The organism is Humibacillus xanthopallidus (assembly GCF_044793955.1).
Lineage (GTDB): Bacteria > Actinomycetota > Actinomycetes > Actinomycetales > Dermatophilaceae > Humibacillus > Humibacillus xanthopallidus_C.
This window is the reverse complement of the sequence record NZ_CP084995.1, coordinates 171,284-185,305: the sequence shown is the minus strand read 5'-3', so window position 1 is coordinate 185,305 and position 14,022 is coordinate 171,284. Positions and strand designations below refer to the sequence as shown.

At 72.7% G+C, this 14,022-nt stretch carries 7 protein-coding genes; all 7 read left to right on the top strand.

The annotated features are described in order from the left end of the window. Window positions 1-31: 31 nt before the first annotated feature. The 7 genes from LG278_RS00800 (at window position 32) to LG278_RS00770 (ending at window position 13,990) form a co-directional block, all read left to right on the top strand. Complete coding sequence (locus LG278_RS00800) at window positions 32-994, top strand: aldo/keto reductase (protein ID WP_404389972.1); 963 nt, start codon at window positions 32-34, stop codon at window positions 992-994. A 168-nt stretch (window positions 995-1,162) separates the two neighbouring features. Next, the gene (locus LG278_RS00795) at window positions 1,163-1,669 is read left to right on the top strand and encodes a hypothetical protein (RefSeq protein ID WP_404389970.1); all 507 of its coding nucleotides are present in this window, start codon (window positions 1,163-1,165) and stop codon (window positions 1,667-1,669) included. Continuing rightward, window positions 1,666-2,478 carry a PP2C family protein-serine/threonine phosphatase gene (locus tag LG278_RS00790; protein ID WP_404389968.1) on the top strand — a complete coding sequence of 271 codons (813 nt, stop codon included), beginning with the start codon at window positions 1,666-1,668 and terminating at the stop codon, window positions 2,476-2,478. The genes LG278_RS00795 and LG278_RS00790 overlap by 4 nt, the downstream gene beginning before the upstream one ends. 69 nt (window positions 2,479-2,547) lie before the next feature. Beyond that, entirely contained in the window at window positions 2,548-4,821 is a 2,274-nt protein-coding gene (locus LG278_RS00785; RefSeq protein ID WP_404389966.1) for an FHA domain-containing protein, read from the top strand. Then, a complete protein-coding gene (locus LG278_RS00780) occupies window positions 4,821-6,614 on the top strand; it encodes a serine/threonine-protein kinase (RefSeq protein ID WP_404389964.1) in 1,794 nt (597 codons plus the stop codon). The genes LG278_RS00785 and LG278_RS00780 overlap by 1 nt, the downstream gene beginning before the upstream one ends. A 198-nt stretch (window positions 6,615-6,812) precedes the next feature. After that, on the top strand, window positions 6,813-7,652 hold the full coding sequence (locus tag LG278_RS00775) for a hypothetical protein (protein ID WP_404389962.1): 840 nt from the start codon (window positions 6,813-6,815) through the stop codon (window positions 7,650-7,652). After that, entirely contained in the window at window positions 7,649-13,990 is a 6,342-nt protein-coding gene (locus LG278_RS00770; RefSeq protein WP_404389960.1) for an Ig-like domain-containing protein, read from the top strand. The genes LG278_RS00775 and LG278_RS00770 overlap by 4 nt, the downstream gene beginning before the upstream one ends. Window positions 13,991-14,022 lie beyond the last annotated feature (32 nt).

The following is a 14,022-nucleotide window of genomic DNA, read 5'->3' as shown; positions in this document are numbered from 1 at the left end:
GGGCAGACACCGGAGCGGGCATGGTGGGGTCATGAGATATCTCGATGTCCCCGGGGTCGGCCTCGTCAGCAGGGTCGGCCTCGGCACCTGGCAGTTCGGCTCGCGCGAGTGGGGCTACGGCGACGCCTACGCGCAGCGCTCCGCCCACGACATCGTCCGGCGGGCGCTCGAGCTGGGGGTCACCTTCTTCGACACCGCCGAGGTGTATGCGTTCGGCCGCAGCGAGCGCATCCTCTCCGACGCCCTCGGTGACGACCGCCACGATGCCGTAGTGGCGACCAAGCTCCTCCCCGTCGCGCCCTTTCCGCCGGTCGTGCGCCACCGTGCGCACGCCAGCGCCACCCGGCTCCGGCTGCCCCGCATCCCGCTCTACCAGGTGCACCAGCCCAACCCGCTCGTGCGCGACAGCGTCATCATGCGCGGCATGACGCCGCTGCTCGACGAGGGGCGCATCGGCGCCGTGGGCGTCTCCAACTACTCCCTCGACCGGTGGCGCGAGGCCGACGCGGCCCTGGGACGCCCGGTCGTCAGCAACCAGGTGCAGTTCTCGCTCGCGACGCCGGGGCCGCTCGATGACCTCGTGCCCTTCGCCGAGCGCGAGGACCGGGTCGTCATCGCCTACAGCCCGCTCGCCCAGGGCCTGCTCGGCGGCAGGTATGACGTCGACCACCGTCCGAGCGGGGTGCGGGCGGCCAACCCGCTCTTCGGCACCGAGAACCTGCGGCGCATCGAGCCGCTCCTCGCCACCCTGCGCGAGGTGGCCGACGCCCATGACGCAAAGCCGGCCCAGGCCGCCCTCGCCTGGCTGCTCGGCCTTCCGCAGGTCGTCGTCATCCCCGGGGCCTCGAGCGTCGAGCAGCTCGAGTTCAACGTGGCCGCGGCCGACCTCGACCTGGCCCCCGACGAGCAGCAGGCCCTCACCGCGGCAGCCCGCACCTTCACGCCGGTCTCGGCGGGGCGCACCTTCCTCGACAGCCTGCGCGAGCGCTTCTGACCGGCGGCGCGAGACGGGGAGTGCTCCCCATCGCGCTGGAGGCACGGTCGACCTAGGCTCGGGCCCGTCCCCGCCGACGGTCGAGGATCTGACATCCGCCGAGCACGATGGTTGACTGGCCGCGCCCGTCCTGAGCAGAGGGCGCCCTGCCCAGACCCAGAGGACCCCATGAGCACGCTGGCCTACCCGAGCCCCGACTTCCCGGGGCCGCCGTCGGTGACCCTCGAGGTCGACGACGACTGGGAGCCCGTGCACGCCCCGGGCACGATGCTGGCCGCCCGCCTGCCGCGGGCCGACGGCTTCAGCCCCACCGTCGTCGTCACCCTCGAGCCGTGCGCGCCCGACCACGCCGTCGAGCGTTCGCTCGAGCAGGTCGTGAGCATCGCCGGCTCACGCGGGGGAGGGGTCTCCGAGCCGTATGCCGCCGAGCTGGGTGGCGCCCGCTTCGTCGGCTGCGACGCCACCTGGCCCGACGTCGACGCCGTCGACGTGCTGCACGCCAACCTCTTCCACGTCGCGCCTGCCGGCGACACGGCATACCTCGTGCAGCTCACGGGAGCGGTCGGGGGGCCGGCCGCGGAGGCCGACTACGACCTCGTCCGGAGCGTGCTGACGACCGTGCGCGTGCAGCCGTGGACCCTGCCCGACCCGACGACGACGGAGCACGACGCATGAGCACGACCCTGCCCTCCATCGAGAGGGGTCTCGCGAGCGATGTCGGTCGCGTGCGCCAGCACAACGAGGACACCGCGGCCATCGAGGGCACCGTCTTCGTCGTCGCCGACGGCATGGGCGGTCACGCCGCCGGCGAGGTCGCGAGCCGCATCGCCGCCGAGGCCGTCGTCGAGCTGGCAGCACGTCCGAGCCTGCAGGTGCGCGACATCGTCGCCCAGCTCACCGAGGCCAACCGGCGCATCCTCGAGTCCGCCGCCCGGCACCCGGAGCAGACCGGCATGGGCACGACGGTCGCGGGCCTCGCCGTCGTGTCGGTGGGCGGGTCGCGGCACTGGGCGGTCTTCAACGTCGGGGACTCCCGCGTCTATCGCAGCGTCGACGGCGAGCTGAGCCAGGTCACGGCCGACCACTCCGAGGTGTGGGAGCTCGTCGAGCGCGGTCTCATCACGCCCGAGCAGGCGGCTCACCACCCGGCACGCAACATCGTCACCCGCTCGCTCGGCCGGGAACCGATGGCCTCGGTCGACACGTGGGTCTTCCCGCCCTACCCCGGCGAGGTCTTCGTCATCTGCTCCGACGGCCTCTCCAACGAGCTGACGCGCGAGCGCATGGAGGAGATCCTTGCCGAGCACCCGCACGCCGAGGCGGCGGCGCAGGCCCTCGTCAGGGCTGCCGTCGACGCCGGGGGTCGTGACAACGTCACTGCTATCGTCGTCCAGTCGCCGGGGGACGAGCTCGATCTCGACATCGACGAGGACACCACTCCCCGCGACCAGGTGAACGGCTCGACAGGGGAGAGCAGGGCATAGCAGGTGAGTGGTCCGTCGGTTGTTGTCGACTGGGCCCCCGAGGGTTGGACGCACATCGGGGGGCCCGGCATGCACCTGCTCATCGCCCTCGACGAGGACGACGAGCAGACGCTGGTGGCGAGCGACGCCGCTGACGGCGGTGACCTCGACGACGTCCTCGACGTGCTGACCACCGGAGGCATGCGCAGGGCCCGGCACTTCGTCGGGGTGCACTGGCAGCCGCGCACGCGCCTGGTCGCCCACGGCCCCGTCGCCGTCATGCTCACCCTCGCCGACGGCTCCGAGCACGAGGTGCGCGCGACGAGCCCGCGCGTGTGGACCGACGTCGAGCTGCCCGAGCACCCCACCCACGTGCGCCTGCGGGTGCTCGACGAGACCGAGGCCAAGCAGCCGCCGTCCCCCGCACTCCCCCCCGTCGAGTGGCCACGTCCTCCCGCACACCCCGTCGAGGGGGCACTTCCCACCGAACACCCCGTCGAGTGGGCACTTTCCACCGGACACCCCGTCGAGTGGGCACTTTCCACCGACCCTGGCAGCGACCCAGCGACCGATGCTGCGGAAACGACCGTGGAGACAGCCGATTCGGCTGCTCCAGTCCGGTCCGCTGCGCCCGCCGCACCCGCTGCATCCGTTGGACCAGTCGTGCCGGTCCCCCCGGTTGCTCCGGCTGATCCGGTTGCGCGAGTCGTGCCGACGTTCGGCGGATCGGCAGCGACGGGCTCGACGGGCTCGAGGGTGACCTCACCCTGGCAGCGCAGCTGGGCACAGCACTCGCCCTCCGCCGCGACGACAGCCAGCGCTGCCGCGCCGCCTCCACCACCGCCCGCACCATCGCCGCCCGCACCAGCGCTGCTCACACCCGCGCCGCAGCCGCCGACACCCGATCCCGTTGCGCCCCAGTCCAACTCGTCGGCGATCGTCGCGCCGCCGGCGGTCGTCTCCGAGACCCCGCGCGCATCCGGGCCCGACGCCATGGCTGTCGAGGTCGACGTCGAGTCGACGCTGTCGGGCCGACCGCTGCCCGAACCCGACTCGCAGCGCGAGCACAGCGACATCGACGACGGCAGTGACAGCGGCGAGGTCGCGCCGCCGAGCTACGACTACCTCTTCGGCCTTACGACGACCGTCGACGAGCACCGGCGGGTGCTCGCCGAGCTCGAGCGACCTGCAGACGACGAGCAGGACGATGACGGGCACCCCGCTGTCGCCGTCGCTGAGCCACCCGTCTCTGCCGACGCGGGGCCAGCGGCTCTGCCCGAGGCGAGCCCGGCTGTGGGGCAGGCACTTCCGGCTGCACCGACGACTCCCACGGTCGCAGCCGAGCCGGTGCCGCCAGCGGACGGCGGCCTCATCTCGTCGGTCCCCTGGGCCAGGCCCGCAGCGACCGGAGCCCCCGGCGAAACCTCCGACACAGCCGACCCGGCCGACCCGCAGCCCGCGCCCGAGGTGCCCACCTTCGCCGGACGGCATACGCCACCGCCGGCCCCGTCGCTGCTGCCGCCGGCCATCGCAGCCCCGCCGGGCACCCGTCCGCCGACGACCGCGCCGATCATCACGACCGGTCCCCCTCCCCCCGCCGAGCCCGCCGAACCCGCGACCCCTCCGTCCGCGGCGACCCCAGTGGGTCACGGTGACACCCCCTCCGAGCGAGAGAGCGATCCGCGCGGTCGCCCGGCGTCGCAGGGGGACGCGGCCGAGGCCGCCCGCGCTGCCGCGCCGGCCGGTGACACCCCCGCTCGCACCCCTGAGGTCACCCCGGCCCTTGCCGCCGACACCCCGGCTGTCGACGGGGCCGGCGCCGGCGACGAGGCGGAGCTGACCGTCGACCGGAGTGCGCTGATCCAGGCCCGCGAGGCCGCCCGTAGCCGGGTCTCCACCGGCCCCAGCGTGCTCGCCGTGCTCTGCTCGGCAGGTCACCCGACCCCACCCCACGGCGAGCGCTGCCGGGTCTGCGGGTCCGGCATCCCGCCCCAGGAGCCGTTTGCGATGCCGCGCCCCCCGCTCGGGGTGCTCCGCCTCTCGACGGGTGACGTCGTGACCCTCGACCGGAGCGTGCTGCTGGGCCGGGCCCCTCGTCTCTCCGAGAGCCACAGCGCCGCCGAGCGACCGCATGTCGTCAAGGTGCCGAGCCCCGAGCGGGACGTGTCACGCAACCACGTCGAGGTCGTCCTCGAGGGCTGGCACGTGCTCATCCGCGACCTGGGCACGACCAACGGCACCACGGTGACCCTGCCCGGTGAGACCCCGGTGCGGCTGCGGGCCAACGACCAGCAGGTGCTCGAGGCCGGCTCACTCGTCTCGATGGCCGACGAGGTCTCCTTCGTCTTCGAGGCGGCACCCTGATGGCCGGGTCGAGGCGCGGGGCCGCGGGCCGCGGCAACCCCCGCACGCCGCCGAAGATCCCGGGGCTCGTCTTCGTGCAACCGCTCGGCTCTGGCGGCTATGCCGACGTCTTCCTCTACGAGCAGCAGAGCCCGCGGATGCCCGTCGCGGTCAAGGTGCTGAAGGCCGAGGGACTCACCGACACGCTGCGCCAGCAGTTCGTCGAGGAGGCCGACACGATGGCCGCGCTCGGCGACCACCCCTACATCGTCCAGGTCTTCCGCGCCGGCACCTCCGACGACGGCCGGCCCTACCTCGTCATGAAGTACTACCCGCCGCCGAACCTCGCGATGCGGGCGCGCGCCGAGCGCTTCTCCGTCGAGGAGGTGCTGCGCACCGGCATCCAGCTCGCGAGCGCTGTCGAGACCGCCCACCGGGCGCACATCACCCACCGCGACATCAAGCCGGCCAACGTGCTCGTCAGTGCCTACGGCGCCCCCGGGCTCACCGACTTCGGCATCGCGGGTCGCGGTGCACGCGACGGCGAGACACCGCCCGAGGCCACCGACGACGTCGGGGTCTCCGTGCCGTGGGCACCGCCCGAGGTGCTCTACGGGCAGAGCAACGGCGACGAGCGGGCCGACGTCTACTCCCTTGCCGCGACCCTCTGGCAGCTGCTCGTCGGGCGCTCGCCCTTCGAGGTGCCGGGCGGTGACAACTCGGCCTACGCGCTGATGCCCCGCATCCGCAGCACGCCCCCGCCCGCGACGGGTCGGCCCGACGTGCCGTCGGGGCTCGAGCGCCTCCTCGGCCAGGCGATGGCCAAGGACCCAGCGCGCCGACCGGCCAGCGCTCTCGAGCTCGCCCGGGCGCTTCAGTCGGTGGAGCAGCACCAGCGCCTCGCGCGCACCCCGATCGTCGTGCTCGACGAGCAGGGCCACACGACGCTCGTCAGCCAGACCCAGGGCTCGCCGACCGGGCTCTCCGCCGACGACGAGGATCGCACCCGGGTCAAGGCCCCGCAGCAGGTGCTCGCCCAGCCGGTCGCGCCACCGTCGACACCCTCGGCCCCGGCGGCCCCTGCGATCGACGTCGACGACGAGACCCGGCGGCGTGGCCTCGAGCCCGCTGCCGGGCGGCCCTCTCCGGCACCGATGCCGGGTCCGCTGACCGCGCCCGCAGGAGCGGGCGTCACGGGCGGCTCGCTCCGGTCGCGGGCGACGACCGAGCCGACGACGAGCCACACGACCCCCCTCGGCGCTCGGGGCGACGACGACTCCGACGGTGCCACCGTGCGCCGGGCCCCCGCCGTCGCCGCGGAGGCCGGGGCGCCGGGCGCTCCGCCGTCAGCCGGCGGTCTGCTGTCGCGACCGTCGGTCCTTTGGGCCCTCGTCGCGGGGGTCGCGGTGCTGCTCGGCGTCGTGGCGGTGCTCCTGCTCCGACCTTCGGCGAGCAGCACGGCCGCGCCTGACGACCAACCGGCCCCGAGCCCCACCGTCTCGATGCCGGCCGACAGTGCAGCGGTGCCCGACGGCCTCTACACCAAGCCGGTCGTGGTCTCCCGCTCCGGCAAGGGCGTCGTCACCTTCACGTGGACCTATCCCGAGGCGGCCGCGGGCGACACCTTCCGGGTCTTCCTCGGCGCCACGCCGTCCGACGCCGACAACCCCGAGCGCGCCCGGCGGGTGGGGTCCAAGGCGCCGACGTATGCCGTCGAGGCACCCGCCGGATCACCCGTGTGCGCGGTCGTCATCGCGGTGCGCGCCGGACAGTCGTCACCTGCCTCGGAGCCGGAATGTGAGACTGCGCAGTAGACAAACCGCGGAAAACCGGAGTCAATCGTGCGGGACCGCGCAGCGGGGGCTGCCAGCGCGAGGCCCGGGAAGCGAGCCCGCACCACCGACGTCATGACCATCGAAAGACCATCGAACGAGCATCGAGCGACCATCCAGCGTCGTCGAGCGACCATCGAGCGCTGAGGCGCTGTCGACAGGGATACAGGGGACCTGATCGTGATCCACAGCAAGGTGACCGTCGTGTTCTGCGGCGAGGAGCACTCCGTGTCACCGGAGGCCGGCCTGACCATCGGTCGCTCCGGTGACCTCGAGATCGACGACAACCCCTACTTGCACCGCACCTTCCTCGTCGTCTCGTTCGACAACGGCTTCTGGTGGCTCAGCAACACCGGCTCGACCCTCACGGCCACGGTCGCCGACGAGCAGGGCCTCTTCCAGGCCTGGCTGAGCCCCGGGGCCCGCATCCCGCTCGCCATGAAGACGCTCGTCGTGTGGTTCACGGCCGGCCCGACGACCTACGACTTCGAGATCCACGTCGCGAGCCCTGTCTTCCAGTCCGTGACCTCCGACCCGGTCGAGACCGGGCTCGACAGCGCCGACGACGTCGGCGCCGCCACGGTCGGGCGCGTGTCGCTCACCCCGGACCAGAAGCTCCTCGTCCTCGCCCTCTGCGAGCCCTTCCTGCTGCGCCGCGAGGCCGGCACGAGCCAGATCCCGTCGTCGTCCGCCGCCGCCGAGCGGCTCGGCTGGACCCTGACCCGCTTCAACCGCAAGCTCGACAACGTCTGCCAGAAGCTCGCCGACGCGGGCACCCGTGGCCTGCACGGCGGCGTCGGCAAGCTTGCGAGCAACCGCAAGGCCCGCCTCGTCGAGCACGGCCTCTCGACGAAGCTCGTCTCCGAGGACGACCTCGCCCTGCTCCAGGGACTCGGCACCACCGACGTCGCCACCGGCGACGCCAGCACGACCAGGACCCACAGCACGACAGACAGCACCACCGACAGCGAGAAGGTGGCCGGGACCCCCGTGGTCGCGGCCGAACAGGGGAGAACATGAGCACCGCCGCCACCAAGCGACGGATCGGCGTCATCTCGACGGTCGTCGTCGCGCTCGTCGCCAGCCTGCTGGTCTGGATGGCCACGCGCAGCGAGGGCGAGGTCGTGCGCAAGGCCGACCTCAACGACGGCGGTGTCTGGGTCACGAGCACCGAGCAGTCCCGCTACGGCCGCATCAACAAGGCCGCCGCCCAGCTCGACCTCGGCATCCTCGACGAGTCGTCCAACGACTCCGGTCTCGACGTGCTGCAGGACGGCGCCGCCGTGCTCGGCCTGTCCAAGGCGGGCAACCAGATCATGCCGATCGACCCGATGGCCGGCACGCTCGCCGCCGAGCAGGCCGTGGCGCTGCCCAAGGCGAGCACCGCGACCGGCAACCGGGTCTTCACGGCGCCGGTCGTCGACCTGCGGGGCGGCACCGTCGCGCTGATCGACCCCGCGACCGGCACTCTCAAGGCGCAGCGCGTGCAGACCCAGACCGGGATCTCGAGCCTCGACGCCCTCCAGACGCAGGCCAAGCCGCTCGCCAAGGTCGGCGGCAACGCCGCGGTCGCCGTCGGGGTCGACGGCAGCATCCACGCCCTCTCCGCCGAGAAGGGCACCATCACCGTGCTCCGGCCCGAGGGCACGGGCTTCGCCAAGCCCGTCACGACCACGCTCGGCTTCACCTCTAAGTCGGCCCAGGTGACGGCGGTCGGCACGCACTGGGTGGTCTGGGACTCCGGCACCGGCAAGCTGTGGTCCGACACGCTGCCCGAGCCCGAGCAGCTCTCCGTCGGGGGCGCCCAGCCCGGCAACCCGGCATACGCCGCCCTCCAGCAGCCGGGACCCGACGCGACCACGGTGCTCATCCAGGACGAGTCGCAGCTGACCCAGGTGCCGCTCACAGGCGAGGCGCCCACGAGCGGCGGCGTGACCCTGTCGCAGGGAGGCTCCGGGCGCCAGATCTTCCTCTCGCAGCCGGTGCGCCTCGCGTCGTGCGTCCACGCGGCCTGGGCCGCGCCGTCCAACGCCTACTACGGCCGCAACTGCGGCTCGCCCGGCGAGAGCGACACCGCCGACCTCGGCGCCATGAAGAAGGGCGTGCGCACCGACGGCGTCAAGCTGCGCGTCAACCGCGGCCTCATCGTGCTCAACGACCTTGACTCCGGCGCTGTCTGGGACGTCGACCGCGACCAGGTCAAGATCGACAACTGGGACTCCGTCATCCCGCCGCCGACGACCGATGACAAGAACAAGAAAAAGGACGAGAACCTCGTCGACGACGAGCAGAGCAAGACCCCGCCCAAGGCGCAGAACGACGTGATGCAGGTGCGGCCGGGCCGCACCTCCACCCTGCACGTGCTCGACAACGACTCCGACTCGCAGGGCTCGATCCTCGCCATCTCGCCCGGTGACGTCGGCCGGGCCAGCATCGGCGAGGTCGCGACCAGCGCCTCGGCCGACGGCCAGACGGTGCAGGTCACCGTGCCCAAGGAGCCGACCTCCGACACGTTCACTTTCGACTACACCGTCAACAACGGCACGACGGCCAAGAACGGCCGCGCCACCGCCAAGGTCACCGTCAAGGTGGTCGGCTCCGGGGTCAACACGCCCCCCAAGCTGCGCGCCGGGCAGGGCAAGCTCGCCACCTCGACCTACCCCGTCGTCGCCGGCAACCCCGTGCGCGTCGGGGTCGTCGCCGACTGGCGCGACGCCGAGAACGATCCCATCCAGGTCGCTGCCGGCGACCCCGTGACCACGGGTGTCGACGGCTCGGGTGCCCTCACCATCAAGGCCCGCAGCGAGAAGGGTCAGCAGGTCGTCGACTACGTCGTCGACGACGGGCGCGGCGCGTCCACCCCCTCGACGGTCACGCTCGACGTGCTCTCCGAGGACGAGACCAAGGCCGTTCCGCCGCGCACCCAGCCCGACGTGCTGCGCGGCGTCGTCGGCAAGCCGGTGCAGCTGCAGCCGCTCGGCAACGACATCGCGGGCGCCGACCCCACCGACCCGCAGGCACGGATGCGCCTCGCCCAGGCGGTGCGCGGCCCCGGCCAGCTGACCATCGACACCAACCTCGACACCAACGTGCTCACCGTGACCGGCCAGTCGCCGGGCACCACGACCATCACGTATGCCGCCCAGGTCGGCTCCGGGGTGAGCGTCGGTCGCGTGCGGGTCGACATCCTGCCCGCCCAGGGCGGGGACCTGCCGCCGGTCGCCAGCCCCGACAGCGCCGTGCTGCGCGGACAGACACCGGTCATCGCCGACGTGCTCTCCAACGACTACAGCCCGCGCAGCGACGTGCTCGTCGTGCAGCGCGTCGTCGCCGACGCCTCGTGGCTGCGCGCCTCCATCGTGCAGGGCCGCTGGATCCGCCTCGAGGCGACCGCCCCGGTGAGCGGCGACACGCCGCGCCGTGGAGTCGTCAACTACACGATCAGCGACGGCACCAAGGCAGCCGTCGGCCAGGTCTCTGTGGTGCAGAAGCCGCAGCCCAAGGACAAGGTGCTGCCCACGGTGCTCGACGACGTCGCGACGGTGCGGGTCGGCGACGCCGTGACGATCGCCGCGCTCGACAACGACTCGATGAGCGAGGGCATCCCGCTCAAGCTCGACCCCGCCGCGGTCAAGGTCGTCTCCGGCGGGGGCCAGGCCTTCGCCTCCGGCACCGTCGTGCGCTACGTGCCCGAGCAGGCCGAGCTGACCGGCCCGCGCACCGCGCTGCTGGAGTACGCCACCTACCCCGAGGGCCTGCGCGCCCGCTCGGTCACCGGCCGCATCCAGGTGACCGTCAACCCCCTGCCCGACCCGGTCAAACGGCCCAACCAGGCACCGACGGCCCGCAGCTTCTCGGCGAGCGTCACGGCCGGCGACACGATCTCGATCACCGTGCCGACGAGCGGCGTCGACCCCGACGGCGACCTCGCCTTCGTCGGCGGCATCGTCGGCGAGGACGGTCAGGCGGTCGACCTCAGGCTCGGCCGGGTGCTCGGCTTCGGCGCCGCGACGATCCGCTACGAGGCCTACCCGCGCAGCTCCGGCACCGAGGTCATCCGCTACCAGCTGCGTGACCGCTTCGGGCTGTCGAGCGAGGGCTTCATCCGCGTCGGCGTCGTGCAGCCGGGCGACCCGCAGCCGCCGGTCGCCGTCGAGGACGACATCGTCGCGGCGCCCGGCCGCACGGTCCTCGCCGACGTGCTCGCCAACGACCTCATCGGGGCCGGCGACTCGGTGACCTTCGAGGACTTCGGCAAGCTCAACGACGACGACGTGCTCGGGGAGTTCCAGCGCCAGAAGGACGACTCCTTCAAGGTCATCGCGCCCCAGGAGGACAAGGCGAAGGTCCTCACCTACGGCATCACCGACGGCCTCTTCGACGCCTCGCGCTCGACGTTGACGGTGCGCGGCCAGAAGGACTTCAACAACCCGCCGATCGCGGTCGACGACACCGGCACGGCCAAGCAGGGCGAGACCTCGATCCTCGTCGACGCCCTGGCCAACGACCGTGACCTCGACGGCGAGCGCTCCAGCCTCTCGATCACGAAGTTCATCGGTGACGGCGTGAGCGCCGAGGGGAAGAAGCTGCGCATCCAGCTCCGGCCCCAGGCCCGGGTGGTGCCCTACGTCATCGAGGACGCCGACGGCGCGGTCGCGATGGCGCTCATCTACGTGCCGGCCGGCAGCAACGGGCTGCCCTACGTCGTCGACGGCAAGACCATCAAGATGGGCGCCGACTCCACCGTCAAGGTCGCCCTCGGCGACTACGTCGCCGACCCGCGCGGGGGCACGGTCGCGGTCACCTCGCCCGACACCGTCTCGACCTCGCCGGCCGACAACCTCCAGTCCGAGGTCACCTCGGCCACGGAGCTCAGCCTCACCTCCACGGGCGGCTACGTCGGCCCGGCCGCCCTCATGCTCCAGGTGACGAACTCGACGGGGACGGGTGACAAGGCGCCGCAGAAGGCCTACGTCACGATCCCCGTGCAGATCGGGCCCGACATCCCCGTGCTGCGCTGCCCCGACCACGAGGTGGTGCTCGCGGCCGACGGCCCGGCCCGCTCCTTCGACATCACCCGGCTCTGCCGGGTGTGGTGGCCCGACGGGGCCGACCAGGGCGCCGCGCAGTTCGAGGCGGCCTGGGACCCGGGTGTCGACCGTGTCGACCTCAGCCAGCAGGGCTCCGGCGGCCGTCAGGTGGTGCTGCAGGCCCAGCCCGCCGCGCAGGCCGGCGCGACCGGTGCGGTCTCGGTCAAGGCACGGGGGGGCGCCGAGTCCTTCAAGATCCGGGTGCGCGTCACCAGCTCGCCGCCGCTCGCGACGCTGCGTCCGGCCACGATCGAGGGCCTCATCGCGGGCACGAGCCAGACCGTCAACCTCGCGCAGTTCCTCGACAGCCCGCTCACCTCGCCGCAGTGCGCCATCGCCTCGGCCACCGTGGCGAGCGGAGTGGGTGTGTCCGTCACCCAGAGCGGCTGCCAGCTGACCGTCGCCGCCGCCGGCAACGCGCGCGGTGACGCCCGCGTGTCGGTGTCGGTCACCGACGCCCCGGGCCGCTCGCCCGCCCTGGGCGAGGTGTCGGTCACCGTGCGGAGCAAGCCCGACCCGATCGCGGCCCCGTCGGCGGTGGCCGACCGGGTGCTCGGCAGCAGCGCCCGGGTCGACTTCCGGCCGCCCGCCTACGACGGCGGCCTGCCGATCCTCGAGTACGAGGTGACGGGGATCGGACCCGGAGGCGGCCCCCGGGCCTGCCCGTCGAGCCCGTGCACCATCGACGGCCTGACCAACGGCAAGGACTACACCTTCACGGTGCGCAGCCGCAACGGCGTCGGCTGGTCGGACCCGAGCCCGCCGAGCAACACGGCGCGCCCCGACACCAAGCCCGAGGCGACCGCGATCAGCGACGTCACCCCCGGCGACCGCAAGCTCACGGTCAACTGGACGCCGCCCGCCAACAAGGGCAGCGCGGTGCTCGAGTACCGCGTGCAGTGGACCAACATCGGCAGCGGGGCCGGAGGTGGCGGCATCCAGTCCGTCCCGGCGCCGACGACGACGAAGGTCATCTCAGGGCTCGTGAACAACGACGCCTACACGGTGCGCGTGCAGGCGAGGAACGAGGCCGGCTGGGGTCCGTTCGGGCCCGAGGTCAAGGCACAGTCCTTTGGCAAGCCGGCGGCCGTGCCCGCCCCGACTCTCAGCCCCCGCGAGCCGGTGCCGGGCGAGCCGAACGCGCAGGTGGCCGTCTCCTGGCCGGCCACCGACGCCAACGGACCGCCGATCACGAAGTACGACGTCTACCGTCGGGTGGGCGGCGGTGCCTGGACGCTCATCGACACGGTCTCCGGCGGCGCCACCCGCGTCAGCAGCGACACCGTGCCCTACCAGGGGCAGAAGCTCGAGTACGTCGTGACCGCCACCAACGGTGGTCCGGCCACGAGCGACCAGGCCAACTTCAGCTCCTACGTCGCCGACGGCATACCGGAGACCCCCAACCTGCGGGCCGTCACGACGCCCAACCCCGACTACAAGGCCAACGCCAGCTTCTCGCTCGGGGACTCCCGGTCGCGCGGCTACGACAAGGTCAACTGGCGCACGAGCGCCGGTCGCTCCGGGTCGTGGGACTGCTCGGCGGGCTGCTCCGGCGGCACGGCCGGCAACCTCGGCATCAGCACCCAGTCCATGGACCTGCAGGCCTGCAACGTCGCCGGGCGGTGCTCGCCCTGGTCCAACAACGTCTCCTTCCAGCCCTACGGGCCGACGAAGGCGATCCGCAACCCGGGCGAACGCCACGACGACAACAGCATCACCTTCACGTGGAACGCCCCGGCCACCAACGGCCGCGACATCACCCGCTACGAGGTCGCCGGCGACAAGAGCGAGACCTTCGCGGCCTCGCGTGAGTCGACGACGATCGGCGGTCTCGGCTTCGACACGACCCGCACGATCAGGGTGCGTGCTTTCGCGACCGATGCCGGGTGGGGGCCGTGGACCTCCATCAGCGGCACCACCAACCAGGCCCCCAAACCCTCGGTCGACCGGGTCTACCAGGGCGCCCAGTGCGGCGCCACGAGCGGGTGCCGGATGGACAACGGCGTGCAGTGCGGCACCAACTGCAACTTCGTCGCCTACAGCCTGTCCAACTTCGCCGGCCCGATCAGCTGCGCCGTCGACAGCAGCGACGGCGGCTGGCCCGACCCCGACGACGGGGGCGGCTGGCGCATCGAGCCCAAGAACGGCGGCAACCAGTCGACGAAGTTCTACGGCTTCGCCGGTGGGTGGGTGAGCGTCACCTGCACCGGGCAGGGCGCCGACGGCAGGACCTACTCACCCAGCGGCTCGCTCAACCCGTGGGGCTGACCGCAACCACGCCACCCGGCATACCCCGACGT